The sequence below is a fragment of the Brenneria izadpanahii genome (genome assembly GCF_017569925.1).
GTDB lineage: Bacteria > Pseudomonadota > Gammaproteobacteria > Enterobacterales > Enterobacteriaceae > Brenneria > Brenneria izadpanahii.
Genome location: NZ_CP050854.1, coordinates 2,254,933 through 2,278,261, shown reverse-complemented (window position 1 = coordinate 2,278,261; position 23,329 = coordinate 2,254,933). Strand labels below are relative to the sequence as shown.

Here is a 23,329-nt window from a genome sequence, read left to right as displayed (position 1 = left end):
CTATCATGGCTGAAGTCATTTTCAACAAACTGGAAAAAGTTTATTCCAACGGTTTCAAAGCAGTACACGGCATCGATCTGACCATCAAAGACGGCGAATTTATGGTTATCGTCGGCCCGTCCGGCTGCGCCAAATCCACTACGTTGCGCATGCTGGCCGGTCTGGAAACCATCAGCGGCGGCGAAGTGCGCATCGGCGAGCGGGTAGTGAATAACCTGGCGCCGAAAGAGCGCGGCATCGCTATGGTGTTCCAGAACTACGCGCTCTATCCGCATATGACGGTCAAAGAGAATCTGGCCTTCGGCCTGAAGCTCAGCAAGCTGCCGAAAGATCAAATTGAAGCGCAGGTTACGGAAGCATCAAAAATTTTGGAGTTGGAAGAACTGATGGATCGTCTGCCCCGCCAGCTCTCCGGCGGTCAGGCCCAGCGCGTCGCCGTTGGCCGCGCCATCGTGAAAAAACCCGACGTATTTCTGTTTGATGAACCATTATCCAACCTTGACGCCAAGCTGCGCGCATCCATGCGTATCCGCATTTCCGATCTGCACAAGCAGTTAAAGAAAAGCGGTAAGCCGGCCACCACCGTTTATGTTACCCACGACCAAACGGAAGCCATGACCATGGGCGACCGTATCTGCGTCATGAAGCTCGGCCACATCATGCAGGTGGATACGCCGGATAACCTGTACCACTACCCGAACAACATGTTCGTCGCCGGTTTTATCGGCGCGCCGGAAATGAATATCAAACCCAGCAAGCTGGTGGAAAAAGACGGTCAGATTGGTTTAACCGTGGGTCATTACACGCTGGTCTTAAACAGCGCGCAGCAGGATAAAGTGCGGGCCTACTCCGGCCAGGATGTATTTTTCGGTATCCGTCCTGAATACGTGACCGTTTCCGAAACGCCCTTTGCAGGCAATCACTCGCAGGGCGAATTGGTGCGCGTAGAAAACATGGGCCATGAATTCTTTATGTATATCAAAGTCGATGGCTTTGAACTAACCAGCCGTGTCCCATCGGATGAAGCCCGGTTAATCATCAAGAACGGCCTGCACCGCCAGGTATTCTTCCAATTTGATATGGAGAAGTGCCATATCTTTGATGCAAAAACAGAAAAAAATATTTCTCTTTAATAGGAAAAATAACCGATGAAAAAAGCGATCCTACACACGTTGATAGCCTCGTCTCTGGCGTTATTGGCTCACCAGGCCTTTGCCGCCGATCAGGTCGAATTGCGAATGTCATGGTGGGGAGGCAACACCCGCCATCAATATACGCTGAAGGCGATTGAGGAATTTCATAAACAATACCCGAATATTAATGTTAAAGCCGAATATACCGGTTGGGACGGCCACCTTTCCCGGCTGACGACGCAAATAGCAGGAAATACCGAACCGGACGTAATGCAGACTAACTGGAACTGGTTGCCGATCTTCTCTAAAACCGGCGATGGTTTTTACGACCTGAATAAAATGAAGGATGTGTTGGATCTGGGGCAATTCAATCCGCTGGATCTGCAATCCACCACGGTTGAAGGCAAGCTGAACGGCATCCCTATTTCCGTCACCGCCCGCGTGTTCTATTTCAACACCGAAACCTGGAAAAAGGCCGGTCTGGACTACCCTAAAACCTGGGATGAGCTGCTCAATGCCGGCAACGTGTTCAAAGAGAAACTGGGAGATCAAGTCTATCCAATCGTGTTGGAGCATCAAGATTCTCTGGCTCTGCTTAACTCCTATATGGTGCAAAAATACAATATTCCGGCCGTAGACGAGAAAAATAAGAAATTTTCATACACCGATGCCCAGTGGGTTGAATTTTTCGATATGTACAAAAAGCTGGTTGATAGCCATGTGATGCCGTCAGCGAAACACTATGCCTCTTTCGGCAAGAGCAACATGTATGAGATGAAACCGTGGATCCTGGGCGACTGGGGCGGCACCTATATGTGGAACTCGACGATTACCAAGTACTCCGACAACCTGCAACCGCCGGGGAAGCTGGAACTGGGCAGCTACCCGATGCTGCCGGGCGCCAAAGATGCCGGCCTGTTCTTTAAACCGGCCCAGATGCTGTCTATTGGTAAATCGACTAAGCATCCCAAAGAGTCCGCGATGCTGATTAACTTCCTGCTAAACAGCAAAGAAGGCGTCCAGGCGCTGGGATTAGAGCGTGGCGTACCGCTAAGCAAGGCCGCGGTGGCGCAGTTAACCGCCGACGGCGTCATTAAAGATGATTCTCCCGCGGTTACCGGATTGAATCTGGCGCTGGCGCTGCCTCACGAAACCAGCGTTTCGCCCTATTTTGACGATCCGCAAATCGTGTCCCTGTTCGGCGATGCCATTCAGTATATCGATTACGGTCAGAAATCTGTTGAGGAAACAGCGAAATACTTCCAGCGCCAGTCTGAACGTATTTTAAAACGCGCTATGCGATAGCAGAAATTATCCTTCTAGCGTATCCATCCCTGCCGCTTATACGGCAGGGATTTTTATTGTCACGACCGTTCAATGTTTTTTGATAATAAATCTTGCATTAATCATCTTAAAAAGCATTTCCCCCCGGCATCGGAGTCAGCGCTTAATACACTCATTCCAGTAGATATTTCAGCCGGCTCAAAACAGCCCAAACGCTTAACTCAATAGAAATCACAAATCAAGATAAACCTCATCCCCCCATCAAAGATAGTCTTAAACACGGCAAGAAACACAATCACTCATCACGATCGCCATCCATCTTATGATATTTCAATTAATTCAAAACACTGCCAACCACAAATAACAAAAAATAAAAACAAAACATTATTTCAAATATCATCAACAATGAAAACGCAGATCACGGAAAGTATATTTTATAATTGGTAATCTGTAAGATTTAAAAAAATAAATCATATATTTATTTTTATAATAAATAAAAATCAATGAGTTACATAAAAAACAAAAACAAGAATTAATAACAAAACAAATTTTTCACATGCCAATAATATAGCAATGCACGCCAGTTGTTTTTCATTTAAATTGAAACAAAATATATCATCATTAAGATCATCGTCACATTTTGAAACATCGTTTTATTTTTTCTTTACTCGAACGATCTCGATCACAGAACGAATAATACGGGTAAATAAAATAGAGCTCGAATTAGGAAGTCATTTTATTAAGCGTCTTTTAATCACACAGGTAATATAACAATGAAATTAAAATCATTAGCTCTGGCAGTTACATCTCTTATCAGTATTAATGCAATGGCCGTTACTATCGATTACCGCCATGAAATGAAAGATACGCCAAAGAATGATCATCGCGATCGTCTGCTGATCTCCCATCGTTTTGCCAATGGTTTCGGCCTATCCGTTGAAGCAAAATGGAAAAATGGCGAACCGTCGCAAGAGACCACGCCAAATAAGCCTTATCATGAAACCGTTAGTAATGGTACTGAAGTCGTTGCCAGCTACGTTTATAATTTTAATAAAACCTTTTCTCTTGAACCGGGATTCTCGTTAGATTCCAGTTCTTCGTCCAATAATTACCGTCCTTATTTGCGCGGTAAAGTCAATATCACTGACGATCTGTCCTACTCGCTGCGTTACCGGCCTTACTACCTGAGAAAAAGTTCAAATATCGGCAGTTCAAATAGCACCCAGGAAAACGGCTATAATCTTACCGGCACGCTCACCTATAAATTCCTGAAAGATTTCCAGATTGATTATGAAATGGACTATAAAAAGGCGAACAAGGCCGGCGCTTACCAATACGATAATGAAACCTATAATATCGACCATGATGTAAAGCTGGCCTATAAGCTGGATAAAAACTGGAAGCCATTTGTCGCTGTCGGGAATGTGGCTCAGGATGGCAAGTCCGATCACCGCCAGACTCGTTACCGCGTAGGCGTGCAGTACAACTTCTAATAACGCCGCATTATTAGAATTGCGTTTGTCATTATTGTGTCTGAATTACCCTTTTTATATATGAATGTTGGCTATTGATCTATTTTCCTGATTTCAGGGCAGTCATCTTTTTCTCCGAGACAATGACTGCCCTCTTTTTTTATTAATAACGCGCTCACACCAGCCATAAAGCCTCCCAACTATATGTTCCGGCGTTTCATACCATTGATGCCCTCCTCACTCACCGCCGATAACGGCCTGGCGATGCTTGCCGCCATATAGCGCCAGAAATTCATCGTTTCGGGAAGGCAATCATGGCGTTCGCGGCGCCGACGCCATTTCAGCCGCCGTCCCGGTTATTAAATAGCTGGCGCCGCCACGGGAGAATAAACGGCCGCGGCGCAGCAGGATGGAACAAAATACCGTATTAGCAATAAATAGTTACGCTGTAACTACTTCCGCAGATCATCACAATCTTTTATACTGTATAAAATAACAGTTTTGTTCGAGACGTTTAATGACTGCGGAAGGACATGTCCTATTCTCTGTTGCCTGTGCAATCCTGGCTAAAAAAGTGGAGTTATCGCCGGAACTGGCAGCGGGAGACTGGTGGCATATCATTCCGGGCGCGCTGCTGACGTCCCTCCTGCCGGATATCGATCACCCTAAATCCCTGCTTGGACAACGGTTGAAGTGGATATCGGCGCCTATCGCGCGCGCATTCGGCCATCGCGGCTTTACCCATAGTTTACTCGCCATTATCGCCGGCGTGTTTTTCATTCAAACCCGCCTGCCGTCTGATTGGCTGCTGCCGACCGACGCCTATCACGCGATGATCGTCGGTTACCTAAGCCATATTGCGGCCGATATACTGACGTCATCCGGGGTGCCCCTGCTCTGGCCCTGCCGCTGGCGCTTTCGCCTGCCGATACTAAACGGGCAAAAAGGTAATCAGCTAGAGCGTTTCCTTTGCATCGCTTTTATTGGTTTTTCGCTGTACCAGCCGCAGAAAAGCCTGAACTGCTGCACTTACGAACAATCCTTCAGGCTTATCCAATCAGCGCAGGCACATGTGATCCAACTGTTAAAATAGCCCGCCGACCGCCTCAACCGCTTGCTACGGAACAGCCTCGCGAACAAGGCGCAACCGGATATCATCCCCGAAAAGCGGAGATCGCTCGCACCGTTAGCTATAATTTATAGCTCACAGTCATATAACAAACTTATGGAAGAACTGATATCCTTGAGCGCGTTTTTCATCATGCTGAAAAAATTATTCATCTAATTAATAGGGAGAAGTGGAGATGAACTTTCCGCTGCTAGTAAATATTCTGGCGTTTGCCGCCCTATTGTTCTTACTGGGATACGCCAGCCAGAACAAATCGTGGAGTCTGGCAAAAAAAGTGTTATTGGGTTTGGTTGTCGGGGTGCTGTTCGGTCTGGCGTTACATCTGATTTACGGCAGCGGTAATCCCGTAATTAATCAATCCATCGCCTGGTTTAACATCGTCGGCAACGGCTATGTTCAACTGCTGCAAATGATCGTTATGCCGCTGGTATTCGTTTCCATACTGAACTCGGTGGCCAAGCTGCATAATGCCTCTTCATTAGGGAAGATCAGCATACTGACGCTCGGCACCCTGCTGTTCACCACGCTTATCGCCGCGCTGGTCGGGGTTTTCGTTACGAATCTGTTCGGATTGACCGCCAGCGGGCTGGTTCAGGGCGCGCAGGAAACCGCGCGCTTAACGGCTATCGAAAATAACTACGTGGGGAAAGTTTCCGATCTGAGCATTCCTCAGATAATTCTTTCCTTCATTCCTAAAAATCCTTTTGCCGAATTGACCGGCGCCAATCCCACGTCAATCATCAGCGTGGTTATCTTCGCCGTATTCCTCGGTATCGCAGCGCTGCAATTGACCAAAGACGACGCGGCAAAAGGCGAGCGCGTTCTGACGGCCATTGATACATTGCAATCCTGGGTCATGAAGCTGGTTCGTCTGGTAATGAGGCTGACGCCGTACGGCGTATTGGCGCTAATGACCAAAATGGTCGCCAGTTCCAATCTGCAGGATATCCTTAAGCTGGGCAGTTTTGTGGTGGCGTCTTATCTGGGGCTGGCCATCATGTTCGGCGTTCACGCGCTGATCCTGTCGTTGACCGGCATCAACCCTGCCCGGTTCTTCCGCAAGATATGGCCGGTGCTGACGTTTGCCTTTACCAGCCGCTCCAGCGCGGCGACCATTCCTCTCAGCATTGAAGCGCAAACCCGCCGCATCGGCGTGCCGGAATCCATCGCCAGCTTTGCCGCCTCGTTTGGCACCACCATCGGCCAAAACGGCTGCGCCGGGCTCTATCCCGCGATGCTGGCGGTTATGGTTGCTCCGACGGTCGGCATCAACCCGCTCGACCCGGTATGGATTGCGACGCTGGTCGGCATCGTCACCATTAGTTCGGCCGGCGTGGCCGGCGTAGGCGGCGGAGCGACCTTCGCCGCGCTGATTGTGCTGCCGGCCATGGGATTGCCCGTTACGCTGGTTGCGCTGCTGATTTCCATCGAACCATTGATCGACATGGGGCGTACGGCATTAAACGTCAGCGGCTCGATGACGGCGGGAACCGTAACCAGCCAGTTATTGAAACAAACGGATAAAAACGTATTTGACGGACAGGAAGACGCCGAGCTAGCGCATCGATAATGCCTTCATAAGGCCATGGCGGCCTGGCATAAAGCATAACGCGCCGGTAGTTTGTGCTACCGGCGCGTTAATTTTTTCTCACGGCAAGTTTAGTTCAGCGCGCTGTTCAGCAGAATAGCCGTGATGATTCCGGTAGCGGCGGCAATCAAGACATAGTTACCGTCGATATAGGCCCAGTGTTGACCGGCTGGCGGTTCACGTAAGCCGCGCGCGCGCCAGTCATTAACCCGATAATCATCGCCACGGAAACGCTGCGGCACGGGATGCCCTTTTCTGAAATCATTGCCGCGCCAGGCAAAATGCTCCCGTTCACGGAAGTTGGATGCACTCCGTTGCTCACGCGGAGCCTGCTGCACCGGTTTTGCCGCCTGGTTCCCGCGGTTATTGTTGTGGCTGTTGCCGTTAGGCACGTTTCTTTGGTTGTTGTTAGCCGCCGGCGCGTTCTTACGATCGCCGCCGTTCTGATGATTGTTTGGCAACATCTTCTGCTCTTGCTGTCCATTCGGTCCTTGCGCAAAAGTCAGTCCTGAAAAGGAACTTGTCGCCAGAAGTAACGACATCATTAATGCCAGTGTTTTTTTCGTCATCGCATTTTCCTCAACGCATAAACCGTTTTGTATAACTTGGTTAACAGCAATATCGGTCACAATGTCACGGAATGAAAGGTAGAAATATCTTAAACCCCTTGATCTGACAATATATTACCAAATTCAAACAGAATCTTAACACTCTAAATAGAAGGTAATGATCAAGCGGTTTTGCTCTGGCTGATATTGCGTCATCCACGGCGGGAAAGGTTGGCGGACGGGGCGTCTGTCATGCTGAAAGGCATCTAAAAAGAGATGTGCGTCTTCCAGCATGTTTGTAACGATAAAAACTCAAAAATAACGATCGGAGCTAATAAACCGCGTAAGCTCATCGCTTACGTGAAAAGCATGTTAGCGCTGTGGCGAAGTATCGTATGCCTCACAGCTTTGGAAACCCTTATTCAGCACTTGGCCGGTTTCGTTATAACTGACAAAGTAGTTTTGCGCCGTGCCATCACGGTTTTTCAACAGATAGTTGCTACACGTCCCCCTTGCATTTTTCATGCGTACTTCCGATGCGCCCGGTCCGGCAATTTGAAGAACCTGTTGTTTCGTCATTCCTGTTTTCACATCCTTCACGACAGGTTCCGTCACCAGACTTTCTGCTTTATTGTAGGTTGTACACCCAGAAAGAAAGACCACGCCAGCCGCTGCCATACAGAGCAAGAGTCGATTATTTTTCATTGCATTACCTCATGTGAATGGGTCATTGTTAAGACTAGATGGCAAAAGGCGTTTTTTCAAATTATAACCATAGCTATGCGCATAATTAATTAAGCGCCGGGGGGCGTTTAACCATAGGTAAAACTGTTGATAGCGCGCTTGTTCTTTTTCTTCACGCCGATTAGCTTTACACTCTGATGATTAAGGCAATTTTAGGCAGGATCAACAAGTTCAGGAAGGGGAACGTTATGTCATTGCAACAAGATATCATCACCGCGTTAGGCGTTAAAAGCAGTATTGACCCAGCGCAAGAGATCCGTGTCAGCGTTGATTTTCTGAAAAGTTATCTGGCGGCGCATCCGTTTGTGAAGTCGTTGGTTCTGGGGATCAGCGGCGGCCAGGACTCTACGCTGACCGGTAAATTATGCCAGACGGCCATCACCGAAATGCGTAATGAAACCGGCAATCAAGACTATCAGTTCATCGCCGTACGCTTACCTTATGGCGTGCAGGCCGATGAATCGGACTGCCAGGACGCCATTGCTTTCATTAAACCGGATAAGGTGCTGACCGTTAATATCAAACCCGCCGTCGACGCCAGCGAAGCCACGCTGAAACAGATTGGCATTGAGCTGTCTGACTTTGTAAAAGGGAATGAGAAAGCGCGCGAGCGGATGAAAGCGCAGTACAGCATCGCCGGGATGAATGCCGGTCTGGTGGTTGGAACGGACCATGCCGCAGAAGCGGTAACCGGCTTTTTCACCAAATACGGCGATGGCGGCACGGATATCAATCCCATATTCCGTTTGAATAAGCGTCAGGGCAAGGCTCTGTTGCGCGAACTGGGATGCCCGTCCAACCTGTATACCAAAGCGCCGACGGCCGACTTGGAAGACGACCGACCTGCGCTGCCGGACGAAGTCGCGTTGGGCGTCACCTATGAAAAAATCGATGATTACCTTGAAGGTAAACAGATTGATGCAAAAGATGCGGCGATCATTGAAAACTGGTATCTCAAAACCGAACATAAGCGTCGGCCGCCGGTTACCGTTTTCGATGACTTCTGGCGCTAACTCGCTCATAAATTGATATTATGGGGCGGATACCGGCACGGTATCCGCTTTATTATTTCCGCTTCATTTATATTAGAAAGATACCCCATCATGATTTCGACGCCACAACGCGCGACCCTTGCAGGCTTGGTGGCAATTATTCTATGGAGTACGTCCGTCGGACTGATTCGTAGTCTGACCGAAACGCTTGGCCCCATCGGCGGCGCGGCTATGATCTACTCGATGAGCACGCTATGCCTTTTGCTGTTTTACGGGATGCCGCAGCTCAAAACGCTGCCTAAAATCTATCTGCTGGTTGGCGGCCCCCTGTTCGTCTGCTATGAAATATTTCTCTCTCTCGCCATCGGACTCGCCAACAACCGGTTGCAGGCAATGGAACTGGGGATGATTAACTACCTCTGGCCCTGTCTGACCATTCTGTTCTCCATCTTCATCAATCAGCAAAAAAGCCGCATTCTACTCTGGCTGGGGTTGGCTCTCTCTTTAGCCGGCATCGTCTGGATTATGAAAGGCGAAGGCGCATGGTCCCCCGGATTGCTGTGGCATAATATTCTCAGTAATCCGCTGGCCTATGGGCTGGCATTCTCCGCGGCGGCGGTTTGGGCGCTGTATTGCAATATCACCAAGCGCTACGGTCAGGGTAAAAACGGGATCTCGCTATTTTTCCTGGTGGCCTCCGCCGTATTGTGGATGCAATATGCGCTGAGTGCGGAAGGTCCGATCTTATTCACCCTGCCGTCGTCGCTAGAGCTCATTTTTATGGGCGCTTCGACCGCGCTGGCTTACTCAGCCTGGAACGCCGGGATTCAATACGGTAATTTAATGCTGCTGGCGACGGCCTCTTATTTTACGCCGGTACTCTCCACGCTGTTGGCCGCGCTGTGGCTCAGAACCATCCCCGCCTTCTCTTTTTGGCAAGGCGTCCTGATGGTGACGGCAGGCTCCCTGCTATGCTGGTTGGCCGTCCGGCAGCCAGGAAAATAAGCCGTTCATATTATTCGCATGTCCCGTTGGGGACAATTACCTGTTATAGTGTTTTTCACATTTTTTTAACTCAAAATTTATTGCATGTTACGGCGTTTCTTCTCTTACTACGCCCCTTATAAGGGGTTATTCGTACTCGATTTTGGCTGCGCCATTATCGCCGGCTTACTTGAACTGGGTTTCCCGATGGCGATCAAGTCGTTCATTGATACGCTGCTGCCGGCGCAAAACTGGACGCTGATTCTGTTGGCCTCCGTCGCGCTACTGGCGGTTTATCTGTTGAACACCGGATTGATGGCGATCGTTAACTACTGGGGGCACGCGCTGGGGGTCGGCATCGAAACGGATATGCGGCGCCAGGCGTTTGAGCACCTGCAAAATCTGCCGTTTCGTTATTACGACAATATGAAAACCGGACATATCATTACCCATGTCACCAAAGATCTGGAAGAAGTGGGTGAGATTGCGCACCATGGCCCGGAAGATCTGTTTATTGCCGTGATGACCTTCATCGGCGCATTTATCCTGATGGCGACGGTACATCTGCCGCTGGCGATGTTGACCATTATCATCGTGCCGTTCATGACCTTTCTGGTGAGCCGCTATGGCGCACGCATGACGGAAACCTGGCGGCAGCTCTTCGGTCAGGTCGGCAATTTCAACGCCCGCATTGAAGAGAGCGTTGGCGGTATTCGCGTGGTGAAGGCTTTTGCCAATGAAGCGCATGAAAAGCGCCTGTTTTCCCACGACAACGAAAATTACCGCCGTACCAAACTTCAGGCTTACCGCATCATGACGGCCAGCCTGACGCTCAGCTACCTGAGCACGCGTTTGATACAGTTGATCGTAATGCTGGCCGGCATCTGGTACGTCATTGCCGGGGAGCTCAGCTATGGCGGTTTTATCGGTTTCCTGCTGCTGATTGAAGTTTTTTTCCGTCCGGTCGCTAAAATCACGGCCGTACTGGAAAGCTATCCGAAAGGCATCGCCGGTTTTAAGCGCTTCACTCAACTGATCGATACCGTGCCGGAAATTACCGACGCGCCGAACGCCCGACACGTCGATGCGCTGAAAGGCGATATCCGCTTTAATCATGTCAGCTTCGGTTACACCGCCGATCGTCCCATTATTCATAACGTCAACCTGTCTATTCACGCTGGGGAAACCGTCGCTTTCGTCGGCCCTTCCGGCGCGGGGAAAACCACGCTCTGTTCATTACTGCCGCGTTTTTACGATCTGACCGGCGGCAGCATTACCATTGACGGCATAGATATCCGGGAGATGACGCAAGTATCCCTGCGCAGCCAGATCGGTATCGTCCAACAGGACGTTTTCCTGTTTGGCGGCAGCATCCGGGAAAACATCGCCTACGGTAAACTGAACGCCAGCGATGAGGAGATCATGCAGGCGGCGCGGCGCGCGCGGTTGGACGAACTGATTGACAATCTGCCTGACGGACTGGATACCATCGTCGGCGAACGCGGCGTTAAGCTGTCCGGCGGACAGAAACAGCGCTTGTCTATCGCGCGGATCTTTCTGAAAAATCCGCCGATACTCATTCTGGATGAAGCGACTTCGGCGCTGGATACCGCAACGGAACAGGCGATTCAACAGTCGCTGAGCGAGCTTTCCGCCGGGCGCACCACATTAGTCATCGCACATCGTCTGGCGACGATACAGAACGCCGAACGTATTGTCGTAGTAGATAACGGCGGCATCATCGAACAGGGCAGCCATCAGGAACTGCTGGCTCACAGCGGTATTTACGCCAGCCTGCATCAGGCGCAGTTCGGCTATGCCTGATAGCCAGTCTGATGCCGCATTGTTTGATCGGGGGAGTTATCTCCCCGTTCTTTTTATTACCGCTGATGCGAAAGAACTACTCTAACAAAACGCGCCCAATAACCCGCCATTCATCACCGCAGCTTGTAAAACGGTTCAATTCTCACTGCCGGGATTGGGGGAGATAGATTGAAGTTCATCCTAATTGAGTCTGGTGATATGATCTTGCCGACTAATCTTCCGCCACATAACAAAATATTTATGCAAACGCCTTTTAGCAAATTACGCTTTTTGCCTTTACTCGCACTATTTCTTCCTTCAATAGCTTTCAGCGCCGATTCGGAAGGAAAATATTTCGCTCACAAAGACTGGGAAATCGCCTGCGACAATACCCTCACCTGCCGCGCGGCGGGCTATTCAGACGATGAGCAAGAGCATAAAGTCTCGCTGTTGTTGACTCGTCAGGCTGGCCCCGGCACGACATTGACCGGTGAAGTCATGTGGGGCGATGATGAAACCGAACAAACGAACCATGCAGAAAACGAAAATATAACGTTGTACATCAATGGCGTGAATAAAGGCGAATCATTGAGTCCGGATGACGGCGAAGCCACGTTGACGGAACAACAGATTATCCCGTTACTGAACGCGCTGAAAGGCGACGGTAAAATCGAATTCAAATGGTTTGGCGAAACACGAGAACTCTCCGGCGCCGGCGCTTACGCCATTTTATTAAAAATGGACGAAATACAGGGGCGTATCGGCACCACCAGCGCCATTACGCGGCCGGGGAATAAAACCGACGTGCTCCCGGCGCTTCCGGCGCCCACTATTCATGCGGTTATTCCGCTGGATGAGCAACCACGCAAGCTAACGGCGATCGAACAATCGCTGTTATTGCCCAAGCTGATGGCGACATTAGGCGATGAATGCGATGAACGTTCAGACGACGATCGGGATGGAGAAGGGTCATCCATAGAACTCAGAACGCTTAACGACAAAACGTCGCTGATCAGTATGTTGTGCTGGCGCGCGGCTTATAACGAAGGCTATGCCTTCTGGACAATCAGCAATGATATGAAGAGCGCTCCACAGCTGATTACCACCTCCGGTACAGATTACTATGACGGCAATATCGATAGTTCTCAGAAAGGCCGAGGGTTGGGGGACTGCAGAAGCATGGAGTCCTGGGTATGGGATGGCGCGACGTTTCGTCAAAGCGATATTTATACTACCGGGCTATGCCGCTTGATTCGAGCCGGCGGCTCCTGGACGCTACCGACCTGGACGACGACCGTCATCCAGCCAGAGAAGCCGGCGAAATAGCGCAAGCGATCGCAAAGAAAAAGGCCGCTTACGCGGCCTTTTTGGTAATGACTGTTACTCTTTGGGAGAAGCGTTTTCTACCCGACTCTTTAGCTTCTGCCCCGGACGGAACGTGACCACACGGCGCGCCGTAATCGGAATATCTTCGCCAGTTTTTGGATTACGTCCCGGTCGTTGGTTCTTGTCTCGCAAATCAAAGTTGCCAAACCCCGACAATTTGACCTGCTCGCCATTTTCCAAAGCGCGACGAACTTCTTCAAAAAACAGCTCGACTAGCTCTTTGGCATCCCGTTTGCTCAGCCCAAGCTTCTCAAACAGGTATTCTGACATTTCAGCTTTAGTAAGCGCCATAGGTTCAATCCCTCAAGGATGCTTGGAATCGCTGTTTTAATGCTGCTACGCATTGTGCAACGGTAGCGGCAATTTCCTCTTCTGCCAGTGTACGGGAAGTATCTTGCAAGATCAGACTCACAGCCAGGCTCTTATACCCATCCGCTACGCCCTTCCCTCTGTACACGTCGAATAAGTTTACGCCAACTAACTGATTTGCGCCAACTTTCTTACATTCGGCTAAAATATCGCCAGCAGCGACATTTTCAGCCACGACAATAGCGATATCGCGACGGTTTGCGGGGAAGCGAGAAATGTTGCTCGCATCAGGCAGCACGCGGTCTGCGACCTTATCCCACAGCAGTTCGAATACCACCGTGCGTCCGTTCAGATCCAGCTTACGTTCCAGTTCCGGGTGGATAACACCAATAAATCCAATGCGTTCTCCGCACAGATAAATAGCAGCACTTTGCCCCGGATGCAATGCCGGATTGCTTTCCGCTTTGAATTCGAGGTCGGACAATTTCCCCGTTAACGCCAGCACCGCTTCTAAATCGCCCTTCAAGTCATAAAAGTCTACGGTCTGGCGGGCCAGATCCCAATGCTCTTCATAGCGGCTGCCGGTTATCACGCCGGCTAACATCAGATCCTGGCGAATACCCAGATTGGCGTTACTGTCCGGCACGAAACGCAGCCCGCTTTCGAACAGACGCACACGGTTTTGCTGACGGTTCTGGTTATACACCACCGCGCTCAGCAGGCCGCTCCACAGAGACAGGCGCATGGCCGACATTTCGGCAGAGATCGGGCTGGGCAGGATTAACGCCTCCTCGCCGGGATGAATCAGCTCCTGAATCTTCGGATCGACAAAACTGTAAGTAATTGCTTCCTGATAGCCATGATCGACTAATAACGTCTTCACGCGTTTGAGAGAAAGATCCGCTTCGCGGTGAGAAGTCATCTTCAACGGCGCCTGAGTAGCGACATTCGGAATATTGTCGTAGCCATACAGGCGAGCGACTTCCTCTACCAGATCCTCTTCAATTTCCATATCGAAACGCCAGCTTGGCGCGGCAGCCTGCCACCCGGCCTCCGTTTTCGTCACCTTACAGCCTAAACGCTGCAAAATATCAGTGACCTGTTCGTCGGCGATATGATGACCGATTAAACGGTCGAGTTTTTCACGGCGCAGCGTAATGGTCGCACGCGCCGGTAAATCCGCTTCGCTGGTCACGTTCGCCACCGGGCCGGCCTGACCGCCGCAAATATCAATCAGCAGGCGGGTTGCGCGTTCCATCGCTTTGAACTGTATCGCCGGATCGACGCCGCGCTCATAACGGTGAGAAGCGTCGGTATGCAGACCATGACGACGCGCTCGTCCGGTAATCGACAACGGATTAAAAAATGCGCACTCCAGCAAAACATTCTGGGTAGTCTCATTAACGCCGGAGTGTTCCCCGCCGAAAATTCCGCCCATCGCCAGCGCTTTTTGCTTATCGGCGATCACCAGCGTGTCGGCTTGCAGTTTCACTTCGTTTCCGTCCAGCAGAGTCAGCGCCTCATTCTCCCGCGCCATACGGACCACGATGCCCCCATCGAGACGGTCAAGATCAAAGGCGTGCATCGGCTGGCCTAACTCCAGCAGAACGTAATTGGTGACGTCGACGACAGGATCGATGGAGCGAATACCGCAACGGCGCAGTTTTTCACGCATCCACATCGGGGTGGCGGCTTTAACATTGATGCCTTTAATCACGCGCCCCAGATAACGCGGACAGGCTTGAGGCGCGTCGACCTGAATCGGGAACGTATCCTGAATGGCGGCCGCGACAGGCGTGATTTCCGGCTCTGTCAGCGGTAACTGATTCAGCGCCGCCACATCGCGGGCTACGCCGATGATCCCCAGACAATCGGCGCGGTTTGGCGTCACGCTGATATCAATGGCGTTATCATCCAGCTTGAGGTAATCGCGAATATTCGTTCCGATCGGCGCATCCAGCGGCAATTCGATAATGCCATCGTGATCGTCGGAAATACCCAGTTCAGAGAATGAACACAGCATGCCTTCGGATGGTTCGCCGCGCAGCTTGGCCGCCTTGATTTTAAAGTCGCCGGGCAACACCGCGCCGATAGTAGCGACCGCAACTTTCAAACCCTGCCGGCAGTTAGGCGCGCCGCAAACAATATCCAGCAGGCGATCGCCGCCCACATTAACTTTCGTTACGCGCAGCTTGTCGGCATTAGGATGCTGCCCGCATTCCATGACTTCACCCACAACCACGCCGTGAAACGCGCCGGCAACCGGCTCAACGTCATCCACTTCCAGACCGGCCATGGTGATTTGTTCAGATAATGCTTCACTGTCAATTGCCGGGTTTACCCACTCGCGCAACCAGAGTTCACTGAATTTCATGATGATATTCCCGCCTTACTTAAACTGTTTGAGGAAACGCAGATCGTTTTCAAAGAACGCGCGCAGATCGGTTACGCCGTAGCGCAGCATAGTCAATCGTTCCATGCCCATGCCGAAGGCAAAACCGGAATACACTTCCGGATCGATACCCACGTTGCGCAGCACATTAGGATGCACCATGCCGCAGCCCAATACTTCCAGCCATTTGCCGTTTTTACCCATAACGTCGACCTCGGCGGAAGGCTCGGTGAACGGGAAATAGGAGGGACGGAAACGAACCTGGAGATCTTCCTCAAAAAAGTTGCGCAGGAAATCGTGCAAAGTTCCCTTCAGGTTGGTAAAGCTGATGTTTTTATCCACAATCAGCCCTTCCATCTGGTGGAACATCGGCGTATGCGTCTGATCGTAGTCATTGCGATATACGCGGCCGGGAGCGATGATGCGGATCGGCGGCTGCTGTTTTTCCATAGTGCGAATCTGCACGCCGGACGTCTGAGTACGCAGCAGACGGGTGGCATCGAACCAGAAAGTATCATGATCGGCGCGCGCCGGATGGTGTCCGGGAATATTCAGCGCATCAAAGTTATGATAGTCGTCTTCAATTTCCGGCCCTGTCGCCACGGAAAAGCCCAACTCGCCGAAAAAGGTCTCGATGCGTTCGATGGTGCGGGTGACCGGATGCAGCCCGCCGTTTTCGATAGTGCGCCCCGGCAGAGACACATCAATGGTTTCTTCGGCCAGGCGGGCATTTAATTCAGCGGATTCCAGCGCCTGCTTACGCGCGTTCAGCGCCTCCTGCACTTCCTGCTTAGCCTGGTTAATCACCGCGCCCGCGGCAGGACGTTCTTCAGCAGGCAGCTCGCGCAGCGAGGTCATCTGAAGGGTTAAGTGACCTTTTTTGCCAAGATATTCGACGCGCACGGTATCCAGCGCGGCGACGTCCTGGGCCTCTTCTATGGCTGTTCTGGCTTTGGCTACCAGCTCTGCGAGATGTGGCATTGCATTCCTCTTCTTCTGCCTGTATGGCCAACTGTCATGATTGGAAAGTATTTCCCCAATAACGCGTACTACTTTTCCCGCGTATTGAAAAATTATGCTGTTTAAACAAAAAAGCCTCCCTGAGGGAGGCTTAGGCGCTACTTTTCGTTTCTTTTCTTACGCGCAAAGCCACCCTGAAGTCAGGCGCTAAAGTAAAAAAAGAAACGGAAAATAGCAGTATGCATACTTGCGTTACCTTGTCGTCATCGTAAAACGGGAAAATAAAACTGCTTTATTGAAAGATGAGACACACTAAATGTCAACAGTAATACTTGTTTATCTGAACGTTAGCGACTAAAAACGAAAAGAGGGAGCGAAGCTCCCTCTCTCAACCGGCTTACGCCAGAGCTGCTTTCGCTTTTTCGACCAGCGCGCTGAATGCGACTTTGTCGAATACGGCGATATCAGCCAGGATCTTACGGTCAATTTCAACAGAGGCTTTTTTCAGGCCGTTGATGAATTTGCTGTAAGACAAGCCATTTTGACGGGCTGCTGCGTTGATACGTGCAATCCACAGCTGACGGAACTGACGCTTACGTTGACGACGGTCACGGTAAGCATACTGACCAGCTTTGATTACTGCCTGGAAGGCAACACGATAAACGCGCGAACGGGCACCATAGTAACCTTTCGCTTGTTTCAATACTTTTTTGTGACGTGCACGAGCAACCACACCACGTTTTACGCGAGCCATATGCTCTCTCCTAAAGTCTTATTCTAAATTCAAAAAAGGTTACTTATGCGTAAGGCAGACATGCGATAACCAGGCCCAGATCCCCTTTGGAGACCATGTCCTTCGGACGCAGATGACGTTTACGCTTAGTCGCTTTTTTGGTCAGAATATGACGCAGGTTGGCATGCTTACGCTTGAAACCGCCGCTGGCGGTTTTTTTGAAGCGTTTAGCGGCGCCACGTACTGTTTTAATCTTTGGCATGTTAATTTCCACTTCGCATTGTTAATTACAACGAATCAGATAAGGCGAACAAAACCCGCACGGCGCAACGGCAGCGCGGGTTTTAATTACTTGAATGCCTTACTGTTTCTTCTTAGGTGCGAGCACCATGATCATCTGGCGGCCTTCAATCTTCGATGGGAAGGATTCAACCACCGCCAGTTCACTCAGATCGTCACGAACGCGGTTAAGCATTTCGATGCCAATCTGTTGGTGCGCCATTTCACGACCACGGAAACGCAGCGTGATTTTGGCTTTATCGCCGTCTTCCAGAAAGCGAACCAGGTTGCGTAGTTTGACCTGATAGTCGCCATCATCGGTACCAGGCCGGAATTTAATTTCCTTAACCTGAATAACTTTTTGTTTCTTCTTTTGTTCCTTTGTGGCCTTACTCTTCTCATAGAGGAACTTGCCGTAATCCATGATTCGGCAAACCGGCGGCTCGGCATTCGGACTGATTTCAACTAAATCAACACCTGCTTCCTCGGCTTTTTCTAATGCTTCATTCAGACTTACAATGCCAAGTTGTTCGCCTTCGACGCCGGTCAGGCGTACCTCTTGCGCGCGAATTTCTCTGTTGATGCGATTAGGACGCGCCGGTTGAACTCGTTTTCCGCCTTTAATACCTTATTCCTCCAATTGATGAAGACTACGGCTGCGAATCTCTTGCTGCAGCTTACTAATTACTTCACTAACGTCAATGCTTCCCAAGTCTTTGCCTCGGCGGGTACGGACGGCAACTTTTCCCGCCTCTACCTCTTTATCGCCGCAGACCAGCATGTAGGGAACACGCCGCAAAGTGTGCTCGCGGATTTTAAAGCCTATCTTCTCATTTCTCAAGTCTGCTTTTACGCGAATGCCTGCTTCTTGCAACTTTTTGGTCAATTCGCTGACATAATCAGACTGGCTATCGGTGATATTCATAATCACCGCCTGTACCGGGGCTAACCAGGTTGGGAAGAAGCCGGCGAATTCTTCGGTAAGGATACCGATGAAGCGCTCCATTGATCCCAAGATAGCCCGGTGAATCATTACCGGCACCTGACGTTCGTTGTTTTCGCCTACGTAAGAGGCATTCAGACGACCCGGTAATGAAAAGTCGAGCTGCACCGTACCACACTGCCAGGCACGATCCAAACAATCATATAAAGTAAATTCAATCTTGGGACCGTAAAACGCGCCCTCGCCCGGCTGATATTCAAATTGAATACCGTTTTCCGTCAGCGCTGCGGCCAGATCTTCCTCTGCACGGTCCCAGATTTCATCGCTGCCGATGCGTTTTTCCGGACGAGTGGACAGTTTTACCACGATTTTTTCAAAGCCGAAGGTGCTGTACATATCATACACCATCTTGATACAGCTATTAACTTCATCGCGAATCTGCTCTTCAGTACAGAAAATATGCGCATCATCCTGCGTGAAACCACGCACGCGCATCAGCCCGTGCAGCGAACCTGAAGGCTCGTTACGGTGACAACTGCCGAACTCGGCCATCCGCAACGGCAAATCACGGTAGGATTTCAAGCCCTGGTTGAAAATCTGTACGTGGCCCGGACAGTTCATCGGCTTGATGCAGTATTCACGGTTTTCAGACGAGGTGGTAAACATCGCGTCTTTGTAGTTGTCCCAGTGCCCGGTTTTTTCCCACAGCACCCGGTCCATCATGAATGGGCCTTTTACTTCCTGATACTGATACGCTTTTAACTTCATGCGCACGAACGCTTCCAGTTCACGGAAGACCGTCCATCCGTCATTGTGCCAGAACACCATGCCCGGCGCTTCTTCCTGCATATGGTAAAGATCGAGCTGCTTGCCGATCTTGCGGTGATCGCGTTTCGCCGCTTCTTCCAGGCGTTGCAGATAGGCGTTCAGCTGTTTTTTATCAGCCCAAGCGGTGCCGTAAATACGCTGCAACATTTTGTTTTTGCTGTCGCCGCGCCAGTACGCGCCTGAAGTTTTCTGCAGTTTGAAATGATGGCAGAAACGCATATTCGGCACATGCGGACCGCGGCACATATCAATGTACTCTTCATGATGATATAAGCCGGGACGATCGTCATGACTGATATTTTCATCCAGAATGGCTATTTTATACGTCTCGCCCCGTGCGGCGAAAACGTCGCGCGCCTCCTGCCAGCTTACTTTTTTCTTAATAACGTCATAATCTTTGTTGGCAAGCTCATGCATGCGCTTTTCAAGCAGATCGACATCTTCCTGGGTCAGGGTGCGATCGAGATCAACATCATAATAGAAACCGTTGTCAATCACCGGGCCGATGGCCATTTTGGTATCAGGCCACAGTTGCTTAATGGCATGTCCCAACAGGTGAGCGCAAGAGTGACGGATAATCTCCAGGCCGGCTTCATCTTTCGCAGTGATGATGGCTAATTGAGCATCGTTTTCAATCTTGTCGCTGGCATCCACCAGTTCGCCGTTCACACGTCCGGCAATACAGGCTTTTGCCAGTCCGGGTCCGATATCAAGGGCTACATCAAGGGGGATACTGCGTGGTCGTAATGACGCTGACTTCCATCAGGAAGAGTAATAACAGGCATTATAATTCCCTTATTTGCAGTGGTGACCCACACGAAAGATCACATACAAAATAACTTATCATTTAAATTCAATATATTACCCATGCTATTCCTCTATACTCTGCGGAATATGTACACATGACGGCACATAAATCAAACATGTGCCCTGCGTGACACGGATAACGTCCCGGCAATAATACACCGTATAATGCTGGTGTTAAAGCAAAGTAGAAGAGGTCATCGGCGCATGAAAGCCATTGATTACCGCCGATAAGACCGGGAAAGTCGGCGCGCTCTTATTCCCGTCTGTTGGCTATCTGCTCATACACCGAAGCATATCCCATCAGATCCTGTCTGGCGGCTAAAAGCGAAGGGTTCTGCGCATTACGGAAAATAGTGTAATCGCCCTGGGGATAGAAATCGCTGACGACGGTATGTCTTATCCCGCCGCTTTCATAGGTATAGATGTAGGTGTAGCGGTTATTGCCTTTTTCCCAACCTCTGCACCTAACGTTGGTATCGCCGTATTTTTCTAAATAATGAATAGACTCGATTACCTGTTTGACGGTAAAACCGTCAACATCATCAATACCGGATCGCAGGATAATTTTGCTGTTCATCACGTTTTCAGGAGGGGTTTCCTCCAGGCATCCTGTCAGAAACAATGGGATAAGCAACGTAAAAAACACCATGCCGATTTTCTTATACATGATAAAGACCTAAGTTATCTGATCTTATAGGTCTATCGGTTGTTTTGCGTGGATCTTTAAAAAAACCAGTCGCGATTGAACGCTAACCCGCATGAATTTCAAAAATAGTTTTCACCAAAGGCGGTTTGCGGCGAGCAAAAGATAACCTCAGCCGAACAGTGTGACTCAGCCCTCTTATTACCATGTAAAAAATGTGTCAATAACGCAAATCTGTTAAATAGCCCACTTTATTTAACTAAAGTTCGCGCTAGTCTACAGCGCGCTCCCTGCAAACGATGAGTCTGTCAACGCTATTTCACCCATAGCCGTCGCTTTCATTTTTCAAGGAAATAAAACATGAAAATCAAGTTGTTATCTGTCATTCTGACGGGGGTTTTTGCTGTTGCCGTTTTTGCTGCAGACAGTGTGATTAAAGATGGAACTTATAAAGCCGAAGCCGCTAATTTTGATGACCATGGATGGAAACCATTCCTCGAACTGACCTATCAAGATGGAAAAATTTCGGCGGTAAAATTTGACTATACCAGCGAGAAAGATGGCCACCTGAAAACTTCAGACGAAGCGTACGGTAAAACGATGGCGGCGGTGACGGGCACTTCACCTGCGATCTATACCGTCAAACTGCCGCAGAGCCTGATAGAAAAACAGGATATCGCGAATATCGATGGCGTAACCGGCGCCACTCACTCGACGGAAGATTTTAAAAAACTGGCTAGTGCGGCAATAGAAAATGCGAAAGCGGGTAACTCGGAAACAACAAAAGTGGAATGAGTGTTAGCGTAAACCGAAAAGTGCAACTATCCCGCATGGCAAGAGATACGGGATAGTTTGCACATACGCCATTACCGCTCAGGGATGATATCTTTAAAATCAAGCGCGACTTCATCCTGCTCTTGCGGATTATCCGCGCCCTCGCCGCTCTGTTTGGGCGTCAGCTGTTTCAACAGCTCCAACTGTTGCTGCTGCTGTTCGACTATCTCCCGCAACAGTTTAATCTGCTCGTTCGCTCTGACGCTTGCCCGGTTGAGAAAAAACCAAACCAGCAATAGCAACAGCGCGACCAGTACGGCAAAAAGCATTTCTAATGTGTTCACACCAATTCCGCTCATAACAATCAGCCAGACAACAACTCACGATGGTCCATCTTACCACCAAGCCCTGGGTAAGTTCGACAGCGCCGCTTTATCCCCGATGCCCCAACGCGCGGTATTTCACTCCTGCGCGTTTTGCGACGGCTTGCAGGATGCCCGCTGGAAACGACGCCATAAAAAAAACCTGCCGCCAGGACAGGTTTATAAAGAATATTCTTAATTTAGAACGGATAGTCGTGATACCCCATTTGCTCGGAGATGTTTCTAGCCGCGGTATGCAGCATTTCAACGTATCCGAGTTTATTTTCCTCAGAAAAACGGATGGTCGGGAATGAAATACTTAAGCCCGCGATAACGACGCCGAAACGGTCAAAAACAGGCACCGCGATGCAGCGCAGCCCTTCTTCCTGTTCCTCATTATCTTCGCCATACCCTTGCTCACGAACCATATCCAACTGAACCAGCAGTTCTTCCGGCGAAGAGAGGGTATGCGGCGTGCTGCGGGTAAACTCAACGTTAGCGAGGATTTCGCTAACTTCTTCGCGCGCGCGCCAGGCCAGCAAGACCTTACCGATGGCGGTGCTGTATAACGGATTGCGGCGGCCGATACGGGAATACATGCGCAGGTTATACATTGAGTCGATTTTATGAATGTAGACAATGCTGTCTTCATCCAGCGCGCCTAGGTGAATGGTTTCCCGCGTGAGGGCCGAAAGCTCCCGCATTTGTATATCGGCGCTACGGATTAAATCAACGTTCTGTAATGCCTTCGCGCCAAGCTCAAACAGCTTCAGCGTCAGCGAATATTTTTCTGATTCGCCTTCCTGCGCCACATATCCCAAAGATTTCATCGTCTGCAAGAATCGATACACCGTACTTTTAGACATCATCACACGCTGTGAAAGCTCGGTAATACCGATTTCGCGTTCTTCACCTAATGCCTGCAAAATACCAAAAACTTTTAGAACAGATGACACGGAATCGGGCTGTTTATCTAAATCTGCAATAGCCATTTTTGTCGTTACCCTATTTGGTTTTTTTTGTTTTAAAAAAAATAGAACACTGGTTTTAGTATAAAGGGAACACTTTGATTATGGCAATGGAGCAACGACGATAATCAAATAACTTTGATGAATTTCTGGGTTCAGATGCTTTACTCATTATGCTGCAAGTAAATTCTCAGCAATAAACCGCGATGTAACCAGCAGCGCGGTTTATTCTTTTCCCCTTTCGAGTTGCGGCGCTATCGCTTTATGT

Annotated in this window: 22 protein-coding genes, 1 pseudogene and 1 other annotated feature; of the genes and pseudogenes, 10 read left to right on the top strand and 13 right to left on the bottom strand. The window is 49.9% G+C overall.

Annotation, left to right across the window (positions count from 1 at the left end):
* Positions 1-5 precede the first annotated feature (5 nt).
* The 5 genes from HC231_RS10245 (at position 6) to HC231_RS10225 (ending at position 6,588) form a co-directional block, all read left to right on the top strand.
* Positions 6-1,133: an ABC transporter ATP-binding protein gene (locus HC231_RS10245; RefSeq protein ID WP_208230877.1), complete on the top strand. Its 1,128-nt coding sequence runs from the start codon at positions 6-8 to the stop codon at positions 1,131-1,133.
* A gap of 15 nt (positions 1,134-1,148) precedes the next feature.
* Positions 1,149-2,438 (top strand): ABC transporter substrate-binding protein, encoded by a 1,290-nt coding sequence (locus HC231_RS10240; protein WP_208230876.1) that lies wholly within the window; start codon positions 1,149-1,151, stop codon positions 2,436-2,438.
* Positions 2,439-3,190: 752 nt separating this feature from the next.
* Positions 3,191-3,910: an oligogalacturonate-specific porin KdgM family protein gene (locus tag HC231_RS10235; protein WP_208230875.1), complete on the top strand. Its 720-nt coding sequence runs from the start codon at positions 3,191-3,193 to the stop codon at positions 3,908-3,910.
* A 496-nt stretch (positions 3,911-4,406) separates the two neighbouring features.
* The gene (locus HC231_RS10230; protein WP_208230874.1) at positions 4,407-4,982 is read left to right on the top strand and encodes a metal-dependent hydrolase; all 576 of its coding nucleotides are present in this window, start codon (positions 4,407-4,409) and stop codon (positions 4,980-4,982) included.
* Positions 4,983-5,193: 211 nt separating this feature from the next.
* The gene (locus HC231_RS10225; protein ID WP_208230873.1) at positions 5,194-6,588 is read left to right on the top strand and encodes an L-cystine transporter; all 1,395 of its coding nucleotides are present in this window, start codon (positions 5,194-5,196) and stop codon (positions 6,586-6,588) included.
* An 89-nt stretch (positions 6,589-6,677) separates the two neighbouring features.
* Here the strand turns inward: HC231_RS10225 and HC231_RS10220 are convergent, their stop codons facing one another.
* Together HC231_RS10220 and osmE are read right to left on the bottom strand one after the other, a co-directional pair.
* Positions 6,678-7,175, bottom strand: a complete 498-nt coding sequence (locus HC231_RS10220; protein ID WP_208230872.1) for an RcnB family protein — start codon at positions 7,173-7,175, stop codon at positions 6,678-6,680.
* Between the two features lie 351 nt (positions 7,176-7,526).
* The gene (gene osmE / locus HC231_RS10215) at positions 7,527-7,859 is read right to left on the bottom strand and encodes an osmotically-inducible lipoprotein OsmE (RefSeq protein ID WP_208230871.1); all 333 of its coding nucleotides are present in this window, start codon (positions 7,857-7,859) and stop codon (positions 7,527-7,529) included.
* A gap of 227 nt (positions 7,860-8,086) precedes the next feature.
* Between osmE and nadE the strand changes: the two genes are divergently transcribed.
* From nadE to HC231_RS10195, 4 genes are all read left to right on the top strand, one after another.
* Positions 8,087-8,911: an ammonia-dependent NAD(+) synthetase gene (gene nadE, locus HC231_RS10210; protein WP_208230870.1), complete on the top strand. Its 825-nt coding sequence runs from the start codon at positions 8,087-8,089 to the stop codon at positions 8,909-8,911.
* Between the two features lie 90 nt (positions 8,912-9,001).
* Entirely contained in the window at positions 9,002-9,895 is an 894-nt protein-coding gene (gene yddG, locus HC231_RS10205; protein WP_208230869.1) for an aromatic amino acid DMT transporter YddG, read from the top strand.
* Positions 9,896-9,979: 84 nt separating this feature from the next.
* Positions 9,980-11,698 carry an ABC transporter ATP-binding protein gene (locus tag HC231_RS10200; RefSeq protein ID WP_208230868.1) on the top strand — a complete coding sequence of 573 codons (1,719 nt, stop codon included), beginning with the start codon at positions 9,980-9,982 and terminating at the stop codon, positions 11,696-11,698.
* A gap of 240 nt (positions 11,699-11,938) precedes the next feature.
* Positions 11,939-13,003 carry a DUF1176 domain-containing protein gene (locus HC231_RS10195; RefSeq protein WP_208230867.1) on the top strand — a complete coding sequence of 355 codons (1,065 nt, stop codon included), beginning with the start codon at positions 11,939-11,941 and terminating at the stop codon, positions 13,001-13,003.
* Positions 13,004-13,057: 54 nt separating this feature from the next.
* Here HC231_RS10195 and ihfA read toward each other — a convergent pair whose 3' ends face one another.
* From ihfA to HC231_RS10150, 9 genes and pseudogenes are all read right to left on the bottom strand, one after another.
* Entirely contained in the window at positions 13,058-13,354 is a 297-nt protein-coding gene (ihfA, locus tag HC231_RS10190; protein ID WP_009112984.1) for an integration host factor subunit alpha, read from the bottom strand.
* A gap of 4 nt (positions 13,355-13,358) precedes the next feature.
* Entirely contained in the window at positions 13,359-15,746 is a 2,388-nt protein-coding gene (pheT, locus tag HC231_RS10185; RefSeq protein WP_208230866.1) for a phenylalanine--tRNA ligase subunit beta, read from the bottom strand.
* A gap of 15 nt (positions 15,747-15,761) precedes the next feature.
* Entirely contained in the window at positions 15,762-16,745 is a 984-nt protein-coding gene (gene pheS / locus HC231_RS10180; RefSeq protein WP_208230865.1) for a phenylalanine--tRNA ligase subunit alpha, read from the bottom strand.
* A 104-nt stretch (positions 16,746-16,849) separates the two neighbouring features.
* Positions 16,850-16,975 (bottom strand) — a sequence feature (Phe leader region).
* The gene (gene pheM, locus HC231_RS10175; RefSeq protein ID WP_121514181.1) at positions 16,925-16,969 is read right to left on the bottom strand and encodes a pheST operon leader peptide PheM; all 45 of its coding nucleotides are present in this window, start codon (positions 16,967-16,969) and stop codon (positions 16,925-16,927) included. (Overlaps the previous feature by 45 nt.)
* 146 nt (positions 16,976-17,121) lie before the next feature.
* Positions 17,122-17,478: a 50S ribosomal protein L20 gene (gene rplT, locus HC231_RS10170; protein ID WP_048639027.1), complete on the bottom strand. Its 357-nt coding sequence runs from the start codon at positions 17,476-17,478 to the stop codon at positions 17,122-17,124.
* 43 nt (positions 17,479-17,521) lie between these two features.
* Positions 17,522-17,719 carry a 50S ribosomal protein L35 gene (gene rpmI, locus HC231_RS10165; RefSeq protein WP_048639028.1) on the bottom strand — a complete coding sequence of 66 codons (198 nt, stop codon included), beginning with the start codon at positions 17,717-17,719 and terminating at the stop codon, positions 17,522-17,524.
* A 99-nt stretch (positions 17,720-17,818) separates the two neighbouring features.
* Positions 17,819-18,361, bottom strand: coding sequence for a translation initiation factor IF-3 (gene infC, locus HC231_RS10160; protein WP_072065893.1), 543 nt, complete (start codon positions 18,359-18,361; stop codon positions 17,819-17,821).
* A 3-nt stretch (positions 18,362-18,364) separates the two neighbouring features.
* Positions 18,365-20,292, bottom strand: a pseudogene (gene thrS / locus HC231_RS10155) (threonine--tRNA ligase).
* 275 nt (positions 20,293-20,567) lie between these two features.
* The gene (locus HC231_RS10150) at positions 20,568-20,981 is read right to left on the bottom strand and encodes a hypothetical protein (protein WP_208230864.1); all 414 of its coding nucleotides are present in this window, start codon (positions 20,979-20,981) and stop codon (positions 20,568-20,570) included.
* A 336-nt stretch (positions 20,982-21,317) separates the two neighbouring features.
* Between HC231_RS10150 and HC231_RS10145 the strand changes: the two genes are divergently transcribed.
* Entirely contained in the window at positions 21,318-21,752 is a 435-nt protein-coding gene (locus HC231_RS10145) for an FMN-binding protein (RefSeq protein ID WP_208230863.1), read from the top strand.
* Between the two features lie 71 nt (positions 21,753-21,823).
* Here the strand turns inward: HC231_RS10145 and HC231_RS10140 are convergent, their stop codons facing one another.
* On the bottom strand, positions 21,824-22,090 hold the full coding sequence (locus HC231_RS10140; RefSeq protein ID WP_208230862.1) for a YebO family protein: 267 nt from the start codon (positions 22,088-22,090) through the stop codon (positions 21,824-21,826).
* A 203-nt stretch (positions 22,091-22,293) separates the two neighbouring features.
* Complete coding sequence (gene kdgR, locus HC231_RS10135) at positions 22,294-23,085, bottom strand: DNA-binding transcriptional regulator KdgR (protein ID WP_208230861.1); 792 nt, start codon at positions 23,083-23,085, stop codon at positions 22,294-22,296.
* Positions 23,086-23,329: the final 244 nt, after the last annotated feature.

Excerpts from the sequence above, each read along its gene's own strand:
- rpmI (WP_048639028.1), bottom strand. The coding sequence starts at position 17,719 with ATGCCAAAGATTAAAACAGTACGTGGCGCCGCTAAACGCTTCAAAAAA.
- HC231_RS10150 (WP_208230864.1), bottom strand. The coding sequence starts at position 20,981 with ATGTATAAGAAAATCGGCATGGTGTTTTTTACGTTGCTTATCCCATTG.
- yddG (WP_208230869.1), top strand. The coding sequence starts at position 9,002 with ATGATTTCGACGCCACAACGCGCGACCCTTGCAGGCTTGGTGGCAATT.
- HC231_RS10225 (WP_208230873.1), top strand. The coding sequence starts at position 5,194 with ATGAACTTTCCGCTGCTAGTAAATATTCTGGCGTTTGCCGCCCTATTG.
- HC231_RS10230 (WP_208230874.1), top strand. The coding sequence starts at position 4,407 with ATGACTGCGGAAGGACATGTCCTATTCTCTGTTGCCTGTGCAATCCTG.
- HC231_RS10200 (WP_208230868.1), top strand. The coding sequence starts at position 9,980 with ATGTTACGGCGTTTCTTCTCTTACTACGCCCCTTATAAGGGGTTATTC.
- rplT (WP_048639027.1), bottom strand. The coding sequence starts at position 17,478 with ATGGCTCGCGTAAAACGTGGTGTGGTTGCTCGTGCACGTCACAAAAAA.
- HC231_RS10245 (WP_208230877.1), top strand. The coding sequence starts at position 6 with ATGGCTGAAGTCATTTTCAACAAACTGGAAAAAGTTTATTCCAACGGT.
- nadE (WP_208230870.1), top strand. The coding sequence starts at position 8,087 with ATGTCATTGCAACAAGATATCATCACCGCGTTAGGCGTTAAAAGCAGT.
- HC231_RS10195 (WP_208230867.1), top strand. The coding sequence starts at position 11,939 with ATGCAAACGCCTTTTAGCAAATTACGCTTTTTGCCTTTACTCGCACTA.
- ihfA (WP_009112984.1), bottom strand. The coding sequence starts at position 13,354 with ATGGCGCTTACTAAAGCTGAAATGTCAGAATACCTGTTTGAGAAGCTT.
- kdgR (WP_208230861.1), bottom strand. The coding sequence starts at position 23,085 with ATGGCTATTGCAGATTTAGATAAACAGCCCGATTCCGTGTCATCTGTT.
- HC231_RS10240 (WP_208230876.1), top strand. The coding sequence starts at position 1,149 with ATGAAAAAAGCGATCCTACACACGTTGATAGCCTCGTCTCTGGCGTTA.
- HC231_RS10140 (WP_208230862.1), bottom strand. The coding sequence starts at position 22,090 with ATGAGCGGAATTGGTGTGAACACATTAGAAATGCTTTTTGCCGTACTG.
- pheT (WP_208230866.1), bottom strand. The coding sequence starts at position 15,746 with ATGAAATTCAGTGAACTCTGGTTGCGCGAGTGGGTAAACCCGGCAATT.
- osmE (WP_208230871.1), bottom strand. The coding sequence starts at position 7,859 with ATGAAAAATAATCGACTCTTGCTCTGTATGGCAGCGGCTGGCGTGGTC.
- HC231_RS10235 (WP_208230875.1), top strand. The coding sequence starts at position 3,191 with ATGAAATTAAAATCATTAGCTCTGGCAGTTACATCTCTTATCAGTATT.
- HC231_RS10220 (WP_208230872.1), bottom strand. The coding sequence starts at position 7,175 with ATGACGAAAAAAACACTGGCATTAATGATGTCGTTACTTCTGGCGACA.
- HC231_RS10145 (WP_208230863.1), top strand. The coding sequence starts at position 21,318 with ATGAAAATCAAGTTGTTATCTGTCATTCTGACGGGGGTTTTTGCTGTT.
- pheS (WP_208230865.1), bottom strand. The coding sequence starts at position 16,745 with ATGCCACATCTCGCAGAGCTGGTAGCCAAAGCCAGAACAGCCATAGAA.